12 protein-coding genes are annotated in these 18,571 nt (G+C 44.4%); all 12 read left to right on the forward strand.

Features of this window, described 5'->3' with window-relative positions; genetic code table 11:
- Nucleotides 1–231 precede the first annotated feature (231 nt).
- The 12 genes from NZ043_RS24260 to NZ043_RS24315 all read left to right on the forward strand — a co-directional run bounded on the left by NZ043_RS24260 (nt 232) and on the right by NZ043_RS24315 (nt 18,535).
- Nucleotides 232–1,335 carry a Gfo/Idh/MocA family oxidoreductase gene (locus NZ043_RS24260; protein ID WP_339309435.1) on the forward strand — a complete coding sequence of 368 codons (1,104 nt, stop codon included), beginning with the start codon at nt 232–234 and terminating at the stop codon, nt 1,333–1,335.
- Nucleotides 1,336–1,450: 115 nt separating this feature from the next.
- Nucleotides 1,451–2,797: an NtaA/DmoA family FMN-dependent monooxygenase gene (locus tag NZ043_RS24265; RefSeq protein ID WP_249910686.1), complete on the forward strand. Its 1,347-nt coding sequence runs from the start codon at nt 1,451–1,453 to the stop codon at nt 2,795–2,797.
- Nucleotides 2,798–2,811: 14 nt separating this feature from the next.
- On the forward strand, nt 2,812–3,552 hold the full coding sequence (gene nfsA, locus NZ043_RS24270; protein WP_339309436.1) for an oxygen-insensitive NADPH nitroreductase: 741 nt from the start codon (nt 2,812–2,814) through the stop codon (nt 3,550–3,552).
- 140 nt (nt 3,553–3,692) lie between these two features.
- The gene (locus NZ043_RS24275; protein ID WP_091030461.1) at nt 3,693–4,118 is read left to right on the forward strand and encodes a MarR family transcriptional regulator; all 426 of its coding nucleotides are present in this window, start codon (nt 3,693–3,695) and stop codon (nt 4,116–4,118) included.
- A gap of 287 nt (nt 4,119–4,405) precedes the next feature.
- Nucleotides 4,406–6,721 carry a glycoside hydrolase family 95 protein gene (locus NZ043_RS24280; RefSeq protein ID WP_339309437.1) on the forward strand — a complete coding sequence of 772 codons (2,316 nt, stop codon included), beginning with the start codon at nt 4,406–4,408 and terminating at the stop codon, nt 6,719–6,721.
- Nucleotides 6,722–7,314: 593 nt separating this feature from the next.
- The gene (locus NZ043_RS24285) at nt 7,315–8,901 is read left to right on the forward strand and encodes a response regulator (RefSeq protein WP_339309438.1); all 1,587 of its coding nucleotides are present in this window, start codon (nt 7,315–7,317) and stop codon (nt 8,899–8,901) included.
- Nucleotides 8,883–10,619: a sensor histidine kinase gene (locus NZ043_RS24290; RefSeq protein WP_339309439.1), complete on the forward strand. Its 1,737-nt coding sequence runs from the start codon at nt 8,883–8,885 to the stop codon at nt 10,617–10,619. The genes NZ043_RS24285 and NZ043_RS24290 overlap by 19 nt, the downstream gene beginning before the upstream one ends.
- Before the next feature lie 121 nt (nt 10,620–10,740).
- The gene (locus tag NZ043_RS24295; protein ID WP_339309440.1) at nt 10,741–12,402 is read left to right on the forward strand and encodes an ABC transporter substrate-binding protein; all 1,662 of its coding nucleotides are present in this window, start codon (nt 10,741–10,743) and stop codon (nt 12,400–12,402) included.
- Nucleotides 12,403–12,444: 42 nt separating this feature from the next.
- Nucleotides 12,445–14,121 (forward strand): ABC transporter substrate-binding protein, encoded by a 1,677-nt coding sequence (locus NZ043_RS24300; protein WP_339309441.1) that lies wholly within the window; start codon nt 12,445–12,447, stop codon nt 14,119–14,121.
- 176 nt (nt 14,122–14,297) lie between these two features.
- Entirely contained in the window at nt 14,298–15,239 is a 942-nt protein-coding gene (locus tag NZ043_RS24305; protein WP_051153902.1) for an ABC transporter permease subunit, read from the forward strand.
- A 15-nt stretch (nt 15,240–15,254) separates the two neighbouring features.
- The gene (locus NZ043_RS24310) at nt 15,255–16,175 is read left to right on the forward strand and encodes a carbohydrate ABC transporter permease (protein ID WP_091030445.1); all 921 of its coding nucleotides are present in this window, start codon (nt 15,255–15,257) and stop codon (nt 16,173–16,175) included.
- Between the two features lie 98 nt (nt 16,176–16,273).
- Nucleotides 16,274–18,535: a glycoside hydrolase family 3 N-terminal domain-containing protein gene (locus NZ043_RS24315; RefSeq protein ID WP_339309442.1), complete on the forward strand. Its 2,262-nt coding sequence runs from the start codon at nt 16,274–16,276 to the stop codon at nt 18,533–18,535.
- Nucleotides 18,536–18,571 lie beyond the last annotated feature (36 nt).

Raw genomic sequence — 18,571 nt, forward strand, 5'->3', positions numbered from 1 at the left:
GTACTATGTTCATTTAAATTGCCCTCTTTGCTAACAAAACAAATACACCTATGATGGTGTCAACACCAAAACAATTTTAGTTTACCTAAAATGTGAAAGAATAAGAATGTTATCTCGATTAAATAGTTAGCAAGCTAAATAAATATATCATAGAAATGAGTGACTGATAAGGGTTGGAGACAAACCGATATTCGATCATACTGTAAATTTTAACAAAGGAGATGTTTAACAATGAATAAAAAAATTCGTACAGGTATCATAGGTGCTTCAATTAATAACGGATGGGCGAGTGGCACACATATTCCAGCTATTGAGCACCTGGATGAGTTCGAGCTTACAGCGGTTGGGACAAGTAATATGGTGAGTGCAAAGAAAAGCGCAGAAGCTTTCTATGCAGATCACGGCTTTGATAATATGGAGGAGTTGGCTCAGCATCCTGATGTGGATATGGTCGTTGTCAGTATTAACGTCAAGGAACATTATAATGCCGTTAAAATCATCGTGCCTGCTGGCAAACCAATCTATTGTGAATGGCCACTGGGGTCAAATACAGATGAAGCCTTGGAAATGCAGGAATGGATAGCGTCCGCACAACTGCCAAATGCGATTGGATTACAGGCTAGACAAGCCCCGGCCGTTCAACATGTAAAAGATCTATTGGCAGAAGGTTATGTGGGTAAAGTGTTATCTGCCAACCTGAAGATCTCCATTGATGGCATGGGTGGCGTTGGTGACAAGTCGAGTGCGTACTTGTATGACCGGAAAGTTGGAGGGAACTTGCTGACCATTGTAGGGGGCCATAATCTGGATGCATTTACCTACATGCTTGGGGACTTTACAGAATTGTCTGCCACCACAGCTCAACAGTTTCCAGAAGTAGAATTGGTAGATATTCAGAAAGTCATCAAGAAAACAACGGATGATCAGATCATGATTACAGGAAAATTGACTAATGGGGCAGCAGCCAGTGTTCATATTCAAGGTGGAGTCAAACATCAGACAGGACTCACACTTGAAATTTTCGGAGACAACGGCACGATTGTGCTGAGCGCCCCTGCATCCATTCAATTCGGATCACATCAATTACGCGGTGCAGGATCTACGGACAACGAGCTTCGTGAACTAACCATTCCCGATGCCTATTACTCGGCTCCACATTCTCTATATAACGACTCCGGATTTGTTCTGAACATGGCGCAGGCTTATCGTAAGTTTGCCAAAGATATTCAAGAAGGCAGTACCTTAGCACCTACTTTCGCGGATGCGGTGAAACTTCATCAGTTACTGGATGCCGTCGAGAAATCAGCTCAGACAGGTGAACGTCAATATCTATAACCCTCACTAAACGGAACAAATTGATCCATAAATATATTTAGCAAGCTAAATTTTTTTCACACTATAGAAAGGTCACACATATCTGTGCCTGTCCAGAACGAAGGAGAAAATCGTTATGAAAAAAAGAAGTGAAATGCAACTGGCTTTACAGATGGTTTCGGGTTATGGAGCCGAATTTAGCGCATGGAGAATGCCTGGCACGGATCCTGCAGCTTACACCAATATGGATAGTTATGTAGAACGGGCTAAATTAGCTGAACAAGGAAAATTTCAAATGATTTTCATCGCTGACACTCCAGGATTATCCAACAATTTAGGCCCACAGACGCCTATGTCCCCTATGGACCCCATGTTGGCATTGATGGCAGTAGCAAGAGAGACACAACACATCGGGCTTGTTGCTACCCTCTCTACAACATTTAATTATCCCTACAACATTGCACGTCAGTTCAAAGCACTGGATGTTATCAGTCATGGACGTGTGGGATGGAATGCAGTTACCACATCCGACCCCCTAGCGGCGGCTAATTTCGGTGCCCGGGTTGAAAATCGCCAAGAACGCTATGACAAGGCACATGAAAGCATACAAATTGTTCAGGCCTTGTGGGGGAGTTGGGAACAAGACGCTTGGACGTTAAATGTAGAAGGAGGGGAATTTGCGGATATGGACAAAATCCAGCCTATAAACCTTCAGGGTCATTATTATGCATCTCGTGGTCCTTTGCCCATTCCGCCCTCTGAGCAAGGACAGCCAGTGATTTTCCAGGCAGGAGGAGGAGGTGAAGGATTAGAATTAGCTGGGAAATATGCTTCGGGAGTGTACGCTAATCCTTATGATATTACGTCTGCCCGTGAACACAGACAAGCCATAAGGCAAAGTGCTGCACGTTTCGGTCGAAACCCCGATGATATCAAAATGTTTGCAGGTTTTATGTTTTCTCTGGCTTCAACGGAGGAAGAAGCTCTGGATCGTCGGAAACAGCTTATGAGCTTCAATCCTCAGGAAATCCCCAGCAGGGTAAGTTACCTCGGATCCATGGTTGGTTTACCCTTATCGGTAAACTCCGTAGATATAGATCAACCTTTAGCGGGAGATTTGTTGAAAAATGCATATGCCAATCCCATGGACCCACGTTCTCCGAGAGCCTTAAAGTTATTAAAAGAAGGACTCTCTGTAAGGGATGTTCTCGCTCACGGGGTCATCAATTATCATCCGGTCGTTGCGGGCACCCCGACACAGGTTGCTGACTTCTTGGAAGAATGGTTTTTGGCTGAAGCATGTGACGGATTCTCAGTCGTGCCCGATGTATCTTTTGATGGCGTTGCAGATTTTGTGAATCAGGTAGTACCTATCTTGCAGGAACGCGGTTTGTTCCATAAGGAATATGAAGGAAAAACACTACGCGAGAATATGGGCGTTCCTTACGAATACGGATTGCAGGAAAATGGAATCAACGAATAAAGGAGAGGTTTTTAATGAATAACACAATCGAATTGCTTCATAACCATACATCGTTTCGTTCTTACACATCTCAACCCCTAACTGGGGAACAAATAGATGCAATATTTCAGGCAGCGAATCAAACTTCATCGTTCAGTCTTCTTCAGGCGGTATCTATTATTCGCATCACAGATCCAGTACTTCGAAAAAAACTCAGACATCTCTGTGTCGATCAACCCTATATTGAAGAAGCGGCAGAATTCTGGGTCTTCTGTGCTGATTTCAACCGAAATCATGAAATCGCTCCGGATGTGGATATTGAATATATTGAATTTCTGTTGATTGGTTCATTCGATGCCGGCCTGATGGCACAAAATGCGTTAACTGCGGCTGAATCGCTGGGACTTGGCGGAGTGTTCATTGGTGGGGTCAGAGCCAATATAAGCGAACTATCTGACGTATTGAATTTACCTAAATATGTTATCCCTCTGGTGGGATTATGTATCGGGAATCCAGCTGGAGATAAGCCGGAACTGAAACCTCGGCTCCCTCAATCCATGGTATTGCTTGATAATCAATACCAACCAATGGATCAAGAGAAATTAGCAATCTATGATGAGACCATGCTGAAGTATTATGAGAATCGTCCGACAAGAGCTCCTTTCACCGTAAAAAAAGTAAAAGGATGGAGTGACCATATCCAGGATCACCTCGAGAGAAGTATTCAACCGCAAATGATGGCCTATTTGAACAAGCAAGGTTTTGCCAAAAAATAAGGACTAAACCAATCTTTCTGGTGAAACTTGGATAGGAAAAGACCCTTTTAAAAACGACACTAAGGTGAATTGACACCTATATATCTCCATGATACATTTAGTCTGCTAAATATAATTCGGATGTTAGGGAGGGATCGTTCATGACAGATACAGTAGATTGTGAAATTCGACAGTCTTTAGACCGAATTTCCTCCCAAATGCGACGAAATTATAGTGAATCTCTTCGGGAACTTAATCTCTATGTAGGACAAGATAATTTGTTGTATCGGCTGTGGTTGGGTGATGGGGTAACACAGATGCAACTAAGTGAACATATGAAATGCGAACCACCAACGGTTACAAACATGGTCAAATCACTGGAACAGAACGGATTTATATATCGCAAACGTGATGTACAGGATGCAAGGATCATGCGTATCTTTCTAACCGATAAGGGCAAAGAATTAGAAAAACCGGTTGAGTATAAATGGAAAGAGCAGCAAGAGAAACTCCTTCAATCCATTTCTTCGGAAGATCGGCTGATATTGAGGCAATTCATGCAACAAATGGAGCGAAATATCTTATAACTTATGCCAAGCTTCACGTAAACTAAATGAAATGAACGAAGCAGAGCCGCTATTATAGCGGCTTTTTTTATTGCCAATAGCTATACTTCGTTGCCCAGTACAAGAATTTGTACTGTCAGTTTCGGAATTTACGATTACATCTCTAATGCTGGGATAAGATTGTGATAATTCAAGTTAATTTTGTTCATTTAGATGCTTAAGAGATTACAGTACACTGAAAGAACATACAAACGGAACACACTAAACATGAAAAATGTGAGGAATTATAATTCGTTGGAGGTTTTAACGTGAAGACCAAAAATATCTGGTTTAATCAACCTGCTGGAACATGGGAAGAGGCATTGCCTATCGGAAATGGAACTCTTGGAGGCATGATTTTTGGGAAAACACAGATCGAGAGAATTCAGCTTAATGAAGATAGTCTGTGGTATGGTGGACCGATGCAGCGGAATAATCCTCAAGCACTTGAATCTTTATCTCAGATCAGAAGCCTGATTTTTGACGGTAAGATTAGGGAAGCAGAAGAACTCGCAGCAGATACGCTGGTGGGTGTTCCTGACGGGCAAAGGCATTATGAGCCATTAGGGGACTTCTATATCGCTATGGATCACAGTGAACATGAACCGAATGGATATCAAAGACATCTCGATCTGGAACAAGGCAAGGTAAACGTGAATTATACCGCAGATCAATCCATGTACAGCCGTGATTATTTTTCTAGCTACCCGGATCAAGTGCTCGTTGTTCATCTCAAATCTAGCGTGCCTGGAAAGTTATCTTTCTCCACTATTTTTGGCAGGGGAACCGTTCTGGAATCAACACCCTATTCCGATATTCTTAAGCATCCTGTTGGTTTCCAATCCTATCTGGACCGGATCGAGAAGCGTGGAACGCATGACTTGATCATCCGGGGAAGAAGTGGGGGAGAAGAAGGAATTCGATTTTGTTGCGGGATTCGCCTTATATCTGAAGGGGGGCAGGTTCATTATTCAAGCGGTCAGCTTTCTCTGAAGGATGGTAATTCAGCGACTATTCTAATCACGGCTTGCACGGATTTCCGAGTACCCAAGGAACAACTCGAAGTGGAGTGCCTCCGCAGAATTGATGCTGCTTCCGCAAAACCATATAGCGAACTGCTCGCTGATCATGTCTTGGACTATCAATCCTTATTCGAAAAGATGGATATACATCTCGAAGATGAAAATAAAGATGTGATATGTTCCGAACTTCCAATCGATCAGCGCCTTGAGCGGCTTAGAGCTGGTAAGCATGATCCGGAACTGATGAGTCTATACTTTCAATTTGGTCGCTATCTGCTTATCTCAAGCAGCCGTCCAGGTTCTTTACCGGCAAACCTTCAAGGGATCTGGAATAAAGACATGCTTCCTGTATGGGATAGCAAATATACGATTAATATTAATACACAGATGAACTACTGGCCTGCAGAAAGCTGCAATCTGTCTGAATGTCACGTTCCATTGTTTGATTTTATAGATCGACTGCAAGTCCGGGGAAAGGAAACCGCTAGAACCATGTACGGATGCAAGGGGTTTGTTGCTCATCACAACTCGGATATCTGGGCAGACGCTGCTCCGCAGGATGTATGCATGACATCGACGTTTTGGACCATGGGAGGAGCATGGCTTTCATTACATCTATGGGACCACTACGAATACAATAAGGATGTTAAGTTTCTCAAAAAAGTCTACTCCACGATGAAAGATGCGGCTATGTTTATTCTGGATTATCTAATAGAGGATCCTTCCGGTAATTGGGTGATATGTCCTTCATCCTCACCGGAAAATCGCTATATATTAGATAATGGAGAGTCGGGAGCTTTATGTTTTGGTGCTTCAATGGACAATCAGATCATTAGAGAACTCTTCACGCGTTGCATTGAAAGTACCCGGATCTTGCAAGAAGATCAGGAATTTGGAGATGTGCTCCGTAGTGCTTTAACCAAAATACCGGAGACCTCCATTGGCAAACATGGCCAGATCCAAGAGTGGAGTAACGATTATGATGAAATGGAACCTGGACACAGACATGTTTCCCATTTATTCGCTTTGCATCCTGGAACGCAAATTACGTTGCAATCAACGCCTGATCTGGCCAAGGCAGCTCGTGTAACACTCGATAGAAGACTGGAACACGGTGGCGGACACACAGGATGGAGCAGGGCGTGGATTCTCAACATGTGGGCACGATTAGAGGAGTCGGAACTTGCACACGATAACATCGTGGAACTTCTACGTTCCTCCACATTACCCAATCTGTTTTGTGACCATCCTCCATTTCAAATTGATGGGAACTTTGGAGGTACTGCAGGTATAGCAGAGATGCTTCTCCAGAGTCATAACGAAGGAATCAGATTGTTACCTGCTTTGCCGGCAGCGTGGCCAAAAGGATATATTCGTGGTATTCGGGCTCGTGGCGGATTTGAAATAGATCTGGAATGGGAAAATGGTCGTCTATTCAATACCAGAATTCGCTCTATTGCAGAATCAAGAGTAACCGTATCCTATCTGGACCAAAAGATAGAATTAACCTTTCCAGGCCCCAATACTTTGATTGAATTAAAAGGAAATAACTGGAATGATTAATAGGGCGTTAACGTTTACCTGAGCGAAGACCGGCTGACAAAATTGCCGGTCTTCGCTCTTTTTCTTGGCTGAGATAAGATATAGGCAAGAGTTGGCGTGTTTTTGCTCAATGCAAATAAAATTTATCAAACAGGTATTCTGAAGTCTCATTCATATCAGATATATGACCTCCTTGTCGTTTCGCGCAATAAATATAGCCGTTTATGCAATGAAATTGCAGACGTGAACCTATAAAATGTAACCATCCTAGCATGATGGATACAGAATTGCAAGCGTTTACAATCAGGTGTGTGCAACGCGATTGGAGGAAAAGATGGATCTGATTTTCACGGCGCGAAGTAGAACGCTTCTGTCATTCGGAAGGACTGGTCACTGAAAAATATGCGGATGGTACGCCAGCCAGCACCTGGTTTTGCCTGATGCCATGGGCCAGTGGCTCGATCATCGAAGGCCTTGTTGGCGACTATTGGGATTATGCACGCCATGAATGAATTTATGTTGCAATACCTACAACAGTCACCATGTTAGATTCCGCCGATAGAGAGAACATGCTACCGGCGGTTTATTTTTGTTGGAGGAAAGGGGACAAACGGATGTTAACAGTACTACTGGTAGATGACGAGATGTATGTACGAAAAGGGCTGTATGAACTCATAAGCTGGATTGAACTTGATATGGAGATCATCGGAGAGGCAGAGAATGGTGTAGAAGCACTGAATCTGATTGAACGCCTGCAACCAGACGTGATTATAACAGATATCCGTATGCCAATCCTGGATGGACTGGAACTTATACGTGCCGTAGAGAAAATGCCACATCTGGAACCTGTGTTCATTATCATTAGTGGTTATCATGACTTCAAATATGCACAGCAGGCAATCCGGTACGGTGTTCATGACTATATCCTGAAGCCTATTGATGATGAAGAACTGACAGCGACGTTGCAGAAGTCAGCTAAACTCATTTGCAATAAAAGAAAACATATCCTCTTGGGTGAGGGACAAGCCAGTAACATCATGCTGGAGGATATGATCAAAGGCCATGTACAGAAGGAGGATGAACATCGATATGCCGAGATGCTCGGGATCAATCGTAGCTCCAGTCTGCTCATGACTTTGATTGAACTTCAGACAGGATTAGACGAAATTAAAATCACCATCGAACAGCTACGTGAAGCAGTACATGCTCTGGAAAGTAATATATGCAAAATGTTCATCAGTGAGCAACAACGCGGCATGTTTGCTTTATTACTGTTGTGGCCTCAACACGATCAAGGGGGCTCGGCGTTACAGGATAAACTGCATAGTATTCATATAACACTGAGCAAAAGGTTTAACCTGGACATCGGCCTTTACGCAGGAACACTCGTCAAAGAAATTGGTGATGTCCCACAATCCCTTATGGCGGCTGAAGAAGCAGCCAAGCATAAATATGCTGAAACTGGTGGTGTCGTGCGGTATACGGAGATCAAGGACAAACCGCTGTTTGTTTTCAATGTGTACCAGGACGAGGTGGATCACTTAATTTTGAGCCTGGAAGAAGGGAATAGGTCAGCTTATCACAAGGTCGTAGAAGAGAAATTCAAATTGTTCCATATGAATCGATTTTCTCCTCAGGCTGTATCGGGTTCTCTATTGCATTGTATAACAGGTATTCTCGCTGTGGTCCACGAAATGGGTGGGAAGGATGAAGGGTTGCAGCAGCTGAAGGAGTTGGCACAACAAAGTCATGAAGGTTGGAATTTACGACTATTGAAGAATGCTTTTCTCACCGCGCTGGAGGAAGCCGAGGAATATGTCTCTCAACTGCGGATGGAGCGATCCAAAGGGGATATCAGCAAGATCAAACGATATATTGATGCAAATTATACCGAGAACATCAATCTCAAAAGCATTGCTGCGCTCTTCTATATGAATCCCGTTTATCTTGGGCGGTTATTCCGCAAAAGCTACAATCAATATTTCAATGACTATCTGCTGAACCTGCGGATACATGAGGCGAAGAAGTTATTACGCCAAACTGATCTGAGAATGTACGAGGTCGCTGCACGTGTAGGATTTCAGAATGCGGATTATTTTGTAACCCAGTTTGAGAAACTTGTTAAGTTATCGCCTACAGAGTATCGCAATCTCCTTATGGGAAATGATCAGCGAGGTGCACAATGCCAAGATGGAACCTGAACTACATGAAGCTTCGAGATAAGCTACTGCTGATGTATGTCTTATCTGTGTTTATTCCCATCGTTGTCACCAATGTGGTGTTCTATAATGTCACATCCGCCAATATCCGTAGTCAGAAAACTCGTGATGCCGGCATGGCCTTGAACAATCTGAAGAACGACCTGCGGGTAACCATTGATCAGGGTGTCGGCCTCTCTTATTCGTTATATACTGACCCTGTATTCAATGACACCATCTCCCGTTCATTTCAAAGTCATTTTGAGTACATTGACGCTTATAATTCCTATCTAAAAGGGCAATTCTCCGGTCAATTGAATCAGGGAATTCGCTGGTATCAAGTGTATACAGATAATTCTACCATTCTATCTTCCGGTTATATTGATCGTTTAACTGACGTGGTCCGAAGCTCTAACTGGTACGTTCAATTTCAGGCATACTCCGCCCCTTATCCGGCACTGATCTCATCGGATCAAATGTTAAGTCTGGTTCAAAGGCTGGACAATCTGGACACAGGGGGGAGAGAGCAGTTACTTAAAATTGACCTGAATATGGATATGATCAAGCAGTATTTTCACAACAGCGGATTTGATGGAAAAGTGTATCTTCTTGATCCGGGGGGACAGATCCAATTTTCAAATGATCCTACAGCAGAAGCTCAGATAGGGAAACGTTACAGCGAGATCCAGTTTCCGAACAAAATGATTCCCTTTGAACTTACGTATACAGGCATTAACTATCTGGAAGGGTGGTCCCTGCAAGGAGTGATGGATGAAGAAATTGTGTTGAAGGAGGTGCGGAAGTCGCGTTCCTTCGTCGTTTGGCTGGCTTGCATTAATTTTGTCCTGCCTTCTATTATCATCGCGGCGATGTCCAGAACCATCCATGTCAGGCTGGTTCGCATTCTGAAACATATGAAAAAAGTAAAAACACAGAATTTCCAGACGATTCCGCCTGAAGATGCAAGAGATGAAATAGGTCAACTTACGATGGAATTTAATCGAATGACCGAGACGATCCGTAACCTGATTCATGAAGTATATCTCGCCGACATCCAAAAGAAAGACCTGGAGTTAAAGCAGCAGCAAGCACAACTTCATGCGCTCCATAGTCAGATCAACCCACATTTTTTGTTTAATACCCTGGAGTCGGTACGTATGCGGAGCCTCATCAAAGGCGAGAAAGAGACTGCCAAAATCGTGCATAACATGGCCAAGATGTTTCGCAAGTCGATTAGTTGGAATCAGAATGATGTGACAGTAAAGGAAGAATTGGAACTCATCGAGAGTTTTTTACAAATTCAAAAATACCGCTTTGGAGAAAAACTCCAATATACCATTGAGGCAGATCCTGCGGTACTGATGTACCGAATCCCCAAGATGGTTATCCTTCCCTTTGTTGAGAATGCAAGTATTCATGGAATTGAGTCATCTCCGGGTGTAGGTATCATTCAACTCTTTGTTTCAATGGAAAATGACCAGCTCCATATCAGACTAACGGATAACGGTATAGGGATGTCACAAGCAAAATTGGAAGAGTTGCTAAGTTACCTGGATCAAAACACCGATATGGGAGAGCATGTTGGCATGAAAAATGCGTATAGTCGCTTAAAACTTTGTTATAAAAATCACTTTACATTCGACATCCAGACATGGGAAGGAGAAGGTACGCGTATCCAAATTAAGCTTCCACTTGATCCATCAGCCATGCCAGGCGACTAAATATGAAGGATATACTTTTCAAAGTAGGAGGTACACTTTCATGGGTAACTTTGAAAGCGCTATCTTGATATATTGAGAAGGCTTAAAGACAAAAACATTACTTTAAGGGGGCATTTGCTACATGTTTAGAAAAAGAAACATTATAACAGGTCTGGCCATTTTACTGGCTGTAACCCTGGCAGGTTGTAATAAAGCCAGCCCGGAAGCCTCTTATCCTGACAGTAATGACAACACCCCGGTCACCTTTAAATATTTCACGTTTGGCGGTGGCAAGAAGGACATTCTGGCAAGCAGCACGACCATTGGCAAGAAGCTACAGGAACAAACGGGCGTTGACTGGAAGATGGAATATCTGGTCGGCGACGGTGCAACCAAGGCAGGTGTAATGATTGCGAGTGGGGATTACCCCGACATCATCGACTCCAGTGGTGAAATGGCCAAATTGATGGATGCAGGCTCTTTTATCCCGCTGGATGAACTGATCGATCAATACGGGCCTAACATCAAGCGGGTATACGGGCCTTATATGGACAAATTCAGACAGGAGGATGGAAAGATATATTTCTTGCCATACACTGCCAACATCGGTTATGTGTCAGAGCCTAACTTCCAGACCGGCTTTTATATTCAGCGTGCTGTGTTAAAAGAGTTCAACTATCCCAAGATCAAAACGCTGGACGAATATTTTGACTTGATTGAGCAATACAAGCAAAAGCATCCGCAGATCGATGGAAAAGAAACCATCGGCTTCGCCACACTTGCGGGTGAGTCGGGCAGCTTCTTCACCCTGCTAAATCCGGCTATGCATCTTGCAGGTTATCCAAACGATGGCAGTGTGATGGTGGATATGCAGAGTCATGAAGCCAGACTGGTAGCCGGATCTGATTATCAAAAACAATGGATTCAGAAGCTGAACGAGGTTAACGCACAGGGGATGTTTGATCCCGAATCCTTCACAATGAACCAGGATCAGTATCTCGCCAAGTTGACATCCGGTCGAGTGCTGGGATACTTCAGTTACTCCTGGCAGGTTGGAGACGCAACGAATAACCTCAAGAAGGCTGGTATTGACGATAAACGATATGTATCTCTACCGATCGTATTTGATGACAGTGTCAAAGACCAGTATGTGGACCCACCAGGTTTTGTGAACAACTATGGTGTCGGAATTACGGTAAATGCCAAAGATCCCGTGCGAATTATTAAATATTTTGATAATTTGCTCAAGGAAGAAAACCAGATTCTGGTTCAATGGGGTGTTGAGAATGAGACGTATAGTGTGAATGATGAGGGCCGCTTTTACTTTAAAAATGATGACCAACGCAAGGCACATGAAGATCCGGAATTAAGTCGTAAGTTCGGCTTTGACTATTTTAATTACAGCTGGCCTCGTTACGGTAATAACTCCGTACTGGAGGATGGCAACGCCTATGGACCAGGCAATCAACCAGAAGTGGCTACTTTTAGTTACACGGACGGTGACAAGCTGTTGTTAGAGAAATATGGTGTGGAGACATTTACACAACTATTCAGCACACCGGATGAGCGTCCTTGGTCTCCTGCTTGGTCGATTGCACTGGAGCAAGGCTCTCCTGAACAGATTTTCATTACCAAGGCAGAAGACCTCCAGAAGAAATATTTACCCAAAATGATTATGGATTCGCCTTCCACATTCGAGAACACATGGAATGAATATATGAGTCAATTGAATCAACTCGACAAGAAAACATACGAAGCTACGATAACACAGGCAGTTAAGGATCGTGTAGCTGGCAAATGGTGAGTGTGATCCATAAGAGAAAACACGGAACGGGGGAATATTCACATGTTAAAACCGAAATTTAGAACAGCGGGTTTAGCTGTATTACTAACAGTTTTGCTGGCTGGGTGCAGTCAGAACAACTCGTCATCATCGCCTTCAGCCACAGGTGATGATGAGAATAGTCCAGTCACGTTCTCGTATTACATGTTCTCTCCAGGCAAGAAGGATGTTCTGGCAAGCGAAACAACCATCGGTAAAGCGTTGCAAGAGCAGACGGGTGTGGACTGGAAGATGGAATATCTGGTAGGTGATAGTGCTACAAAAGCCGGTGTCATGATTGCCAGTGGAGACTATCCTGATGTCATTAGCTCCAGTGGTGAGATGTCCAAGTTACTGGATGCCGGGGCCTATATTCCGCTGGATGATCTGATTGAGGAATACGGCCCTAATATCAAAAGGGTGTATGGACCATATTTCGATAAAATGAAAAATGCCGAAGACGGAAAAATCTATGCGCTGCCTTATACGGCTAATCAGGGTGAGTATTCAGGTAGTCCAAATGTGGGCGGAGGCGCTTTCTGGATTCAACGATCTGTGCTCAAAGAGTTTGATTATCCCAAGATCACTACATTGGATGAATATTTTGATCTGATTCAGGATTACAAGGAAAAACATCCAACTGTCGACGGTGCAGACACAATCGGATTTGTGTCACTTGCGGGTGTGGCTAATAACTTCTTCACGCTGCAAAATCCAGCGATGCATCTCGCCGGTTATCCGAACGATGGTAGTGTCATGGTGGACATGACTACCCATGAGGCAAAAGTTGTCGCCGGAACAGATGCCCAGAAAAAATGGATACAGAAGTTGAATGAGATCAATGCTCAAGGCATGCTTGATCCGGAATCGTTTACGATGAACAAAGACCAGTATTTGGCCAAGCTGACTTCGGGTCGTGTGCTGGGATACTTCAATTATGGCTGGCAGGTTGGAGATGCGTCGAAAAACCTGCTCTCGGCAGGCATTGATGAGAAACGTTATGCACCACTTCCGATTGTATTTGATGAAGGAATTAAGGATCAGTATGTTGATCCTCCGGGCTTTGTCAACAACTATGCAACAGGTATCTCGGTGAATGCCAAAGACCCTGTTCGTATCATCAAATATTTCGATAATTTGCTGAAGGAAGAGAATCAGGTTCTGGTGCAATGGGGAATCAAGGACGAGACGTACAGTGTGGATGATAAGGGCAGATTTTATTTTGCAAATGAGGATCAACGCAAAGCCCATGATGATCTGGAGCTGAGCCGTAAATTCGGTTTCACCTACTTCGGATCAGACTGGCCGCGATATGGCGGTGAATCTACACTTGCCGATGGTAACGCTTATAGCCCTGGCAACCAGCCAGAAGTAGCCGCTGCATCTTACACCGAGGGAGACAATAAGTTCCTTGAAGCTTACGGTATCCAAACCTTTAGTGAATTATTTAATAAACCGGAAGAGCGGCCATGGTTCCCCGCATGGTCCATCGCATTGGAGCAAGGATCACCTGAACAGATCTTCACTACCAAATCGGATGATCTGCAACGTAAATACTTACCGGAAATGATCTTGGGAGCACCAGCGAATTTTGATAAGCTGTGGGATGCCTACATGGCTGAATTAAACAAATTGGACAAAGCTGGTTATCAAGCGACCATTACCAAAGTTGTGAAGGATCGTGTAGCAGGAAAATGGTAATACGAACACTTTAAATGCGTGTTCAAAAGCGGACTTTTTGAACAATCTCTTTAAAACAAACTGTTACGTGCGCAGGAGAGACGAAAGAGAATAAACTCCGATTTCTCCTCGCATGATTAACAGCATAGGAAAGGAGCAGGTTCACCGTGGAGAAACCAAATGTCTCCCTTAACTCGATGCCTCCAGCCTCGAGTCCGAAGGGAACCAGAGCACACTCGTTCTTTAAGCGACTTGTGCAGCAACGAACACTTGCCTGGATGTGTATTCCTTTTGTCATCTGGGCTTTTATCTTCAAGTACCTGCCGTTATGGGGATGGACCATGGCTTTTCAGAATTTCAAACCGGCGAGGTCCTTCTCCGATCAGCAGTGGGTCGGCTGGCATCATTTTAGTATCTTGTTTGAGGACAATACCTTCTACCGGGTGCTGCGAAATACACTTGTCATGAGTTCCATTAAACTTGTGTTGGGATTTGTTACAGCAATTACACTGGCCCTCTTGTTGAATGAGCTGAAAAATGTCATATTTAAACGTTTTGTGCAAACCGTCAGTTATCTGCCTCACTTTATCTCGTGGGTTGTTGCTTCCAGTATTGTATTAACAGTCCTGTCACCAGACGGAATTATCAATCTGCTGCTGATGAAGCTTCACCTGATTGACAGTCCGGTACTATGGATGGGGAAAGGAGAATACTTCTGGGGGATTCTGGGGGCAACTGAGGTCTGGAAAGATGTCGGTTGGAACACCATTATCTATCTGGCGGCAATTACGGCGATTGATCCTGCGCAATATGAGGCTGCCGAGATTGATGGAGCCAGTCGCTTCAAACGGATGTTATATATCACCCTGCCTGGCTTGAAACCGGTTATTGTGATCTTGTTGATCATGAACATGGGAAGTATTCTTGAATCCGGATTCGAACCACAATATCTGCTGGGTAACGGGATGAATATGGACTATTCGGAGAATCTGGACATCTTTGTACTGAAATATGGATTAGGGATGGGGAACTTTTCCTTAGGTACAGCAGCCGGCATATTCAAAACTGTGGTCAGCTTCATCTTCCTTTTCTCCGCGAACTATATAGCGAAAAAAATGGGAGAGAGCAGACTATTCTAAAAGGAGGCCTATGCCATGCAAAAAGGAAAGACATCCCGCTTGCGAAATAGCAGCACCGGGGATCGAGCGTTTGACACCATTAACATTATCTTCATGGTATGTCTGATGATTGTGACGATCTATCCCTTTGTTAATATGATTGCCGTATCCTTCAATAATGCAAATGATGCCATTCGTGGTGGAATATATCTATGGCCTCGTGTATGGACACTGGACAATTACAAATACATTTTTGGCGAATCCGATATTTATCACGCAACTTTGATCTCGGCCCTGCGAACGGTCATTGGAACCGTGGTGTCCGTCTTCTGCACAGCCATGCTCGCGTATACGGTTAGTCGTCAGGAATTTGTGCTTCGCAAGTTTGTTACGATGTTTTTTGTATTCACCATGTATTTCAGCGGGGGGTTGATCCCCGGTTATCTGTTGATTCGAGACCTTGGATTGATCGGTTCCTTCTGGGTATATATCATTCCGGGTGTAATTGGTGTCTTCAATATGATTGTCATCCGTTCATTTATTGAAGGTCTTCCTGAAGGCATTCTGGAGTCAGCCCGTATTGACGGGGCAGGGGAGTTCACGACATTTATCCGAGTTGTCTTGCCGTTAACGATTCCCGCAATGGCAACCGTATCACTCTTTGTAGCTGTGGGACAATGGAATTCATGGTTCGATGTATTCCTGTACAACTCTTCCAATAAAGAATTAAGCACATTGCAATACGAATTGATGAAGATTCTGCAAACTTCGACGACCTCAGCGACTTCATCAGCAAGTGATGCTTATCAATCTGCCGAGAGCAATGCAACGGCGGTCACACCAACCTCGATTCGAGCGACCATGACCATTATTGCAAGTGTCCCTATTCTGATGGTGTATCCGTTCTTACAGAAGTACTTTGTTCAGGGCATGACGATTGGTGGCGTGAAGGGATAGTCATGACTTGCATACAACTTTATTGAATTTATGAAAACGCAACAAACTATACCGTAGTAGCGTCTATTCATCCATAGAATACAACAGGAGTGAAACAAATGCATGTAAAATGGATGACGATTATTGGTGCCGTTGTCGGCTCTATGCTTATAGGGGTGGGAACGGCAGCTGCGGAAGAAACGTTTGTTGATCTCAAACATTCAAAGTGGGCAGAGGATGGCATCACGTATATGGCGAAACGGGGAACAGTAGCCGGATATGGCAATGGCATTTTCAAGCCTAAGGCACTTGTGACAAGGGCACAAGCCGTCACTTTTATGGTTCGCGAGCTTTATCCAGATCAGCTTCAAAGAGCAGTGGAAGGCACAACCTATTCGGATGTTCCAACTACACACCCTTTCCATCGAGAAATCATGATAGCTGCTAAAAATGGACTTGCGAGTGGTTTTCCTAACGGAACCTTCCGTCCGGACGCACCGATTAGCCGCGCAGAGACTGCGGCCTTCCTTACACGGGCCTATTCACTAGCGGAAGGTAAGAACTCCGCAGAATGGACAGATACGGACAGGCATTGGGCAGCAGCACCGATTCTTATTATGAGTTCAAACGGCTTGGTCGGCGGTTATTCAGATGCCACCTTCCGTCCGAATCAAGCTGTAACGCGCGCTGAATATGCCGTATTTATGGCGAGAGTAATTCGCTTCGAACGTGAAGCGGCCATTCGGGCGCAAGATTGGGACAAACTGATATCCTATATGACGGTAAGTGAGCAAGTTGGTCAGATGCTTATGCCTGACATTAGGCAATGGAATGGTAAAGCGACAACGACCGTTAATGAGGGGCTGAAACGCACTATCCATGATCAGGACTTGGGCGGACTTATTCTTTTTGACAAAAATATTGTAGACGTGACGCAGCTTACAACGTTCACACATGATATGCAAAGAGAAGCAGGTGACATTCCTCTATTTCTTAGCATCGACCAAGAAGGAGGCGTTATTAAGCGAATACCAGGCGGTACGAACCTGCCAGGTCAAATGGCGCTTGGCGCAACTGGAGATGCAACACTAGCCGAAGCAGCCGGTCAGCTGACTGGGGAGGAGCTGAAGGCACTGGGATTGCAGATCAATTTTGCGCCAGTGCTGGACATCAACAGCAATCCAGATAACCCCATCATTGGTATACGGTCGTTTGGCTCGGATGCGGATTTGGTGACACGGCTTGGTCTGGCAACGATAAAAGGGCTACAGCAATCAGGGGTGATGGCGGCAGTGAAGCATTTTCCGGGACATGGAGATACAACGGTAGATTCCCATCTTGGTATGCCTGTTCTTGCCCATAACCGAGAAAGGCTTGATGCGGTAGAATTAAAACCGTTTCGGGCTGCAATCAAAAATGGTGTAGAGATGATTATGACCGCGCATATTGCTTTCCCTGCCATAGACAACGAACATGTCACTTCGCTCAAAGACGGTGAACGTGTGCCGATTCCTGCTACCTTATCAAAAAAGGTACTGACCGGACTGCTGCGAGGGGAGCTGGGATACGAAGGTCTCATCGTGTCGGATGCCTTTACCATGAATGCAATTGCGGAGCATTTTGGTGAGAGTCAATCGGTGGAACGCGCCGTTTCCGCAGGTGTTGATATCATCCTTATGCCAAAAGATTCAGTAACGGCCCATCAAACGCTGGTGAACGCGGTGAACAATGGAACGATCAAGGATGAAACCATACATGCATCTGTGAAACGAATCTTGAAGATGAAAGCGAAATATGGTTTGTTTGAAGACAGTCAAACTCTTGCCCAAAAGCTAACTCAGCTTAAAGGTATCATCGGATCGAAGGCACACCGAGCAGTGGAGCAGACAATCGCAGAGCGAGCGGTCACTGTACTCAGCAGTCGCGAAGGTGTGCTTCCTGATCCAATTAAACAAGGCGACCGGGTTGTTATTGTTGCAGCCGAGCAGGAACAGGCGAAACAGCTTGAGAAGCAACTGTTGCAAGCCGCTAATAATCTGTCGTTAAAAACTGAAATATCACTTGTTGGTCAAGGCAAAATGAATGAAACGCTCCAGGCAATTGGCAAGGCGAATTATGTCATTCTTGCTTCTTACCAATTCCGTAACGTGGCCAGCCAGTTCGGTTGGAGTGATTATCAAACCTTGATTAATGCGATGAACAAGAGTAATCAGCGATACACGCTATTGTCACTGGGTAACCCTTACGAGATGATCTATCTTCAGAACGTGCGCTCAGGGCTTGCTGTGTATGGTAAGCAGGAGCCCAATACGTCTGCCGGGATCAAAGTTTTACTGGGTCAACTGAAAGCTGGAGGACAGTTGCCCGTACAAACGGATTAAAGCTTAATTCATGAAGAACAAAAAGACGGATTCCAG

This window comes from Paenibacillus sp. FSL k6-2145, from assembly GCF_037976585.1.
Classification (GTDB): Bacteria; Bacillota; Bacilli; order Paenibacillales; family Paenibacillaceae; genus Paenibacillus.

Coding starts and splice junctions, on each gene's coding strand:
- NZ043_RS24260 (WP_339309435.1), top strand. CDS start 232: ATGAATAAAAAAATTCGTACAGGTATCATAGGTGCTTCAATTAATAAC.
- NZ043_RS24265 (WP_249910686.1), top strand. CDS start 1,451: ATGAAAAAAAGAAGTGAAATGCAACTGGCTTTACAGATGGTTTCGGGT.
- nfsA (WP_339309436.1), top strand. CDS start 2,812: ATGAATAACACAATCGAATTGCTTCATAACCATACATCGTTTCGTTCT.
- NZ043_RS24275 (WP_091030461.1), top strand. CDS start 3,693: ATGACAGATACAGTAGATTGTGAAATTCGACAGTCTTTAGACCGAATT.
- NZ043_RS24285 (WP_339309438.1), top strand. CDS start 7,315: ATGTTAACAGTACTACTGGTAGATGACGAGATGTATGTACGAAAAGGG.
- NZ043_RS24290 (WP_339309439.1), top strand. CDS start 8,883: ATGCCAAGATGGAACCTGAACTACATGAAGCTTCGAGATAAGCTACTG.
- NZ043_RS24295 (WP_339309440.1), top strand. CDS start 10,741: ATGTTTAGAAAAAGAAACATTATAACAGGTCTGGCCATTTTACTGGCT.
- NZ043_RS24300 (WP_339309441.1), top strand. CDS start 12,445: ATGTTAAAACCGAAATTTAGAACAGCGGGTTTAGCTGTATTACTAACA.
- NZ043_RS24305 (WP_051153902.1), top strand. CDS start 14,298: ATGCCTCCAGCCTCGAGTCCGAAGGGAACCAGAGCACACTCGTTCTTT.
- NZ043_RS24310 (WP_091030445.1), top strand. CDS start 15,255: ATGCAAAAAGGAAAGACATCCCGCTTGCGAAATAGCAGCACCGGGGAT.
- NZ043_RS24315 (WP_339309442.1), top strand. CDS start 16,274: ATGCATGTAAAATGGATGACGATTATTGGTGCCGTTGTCGGCTCTATG.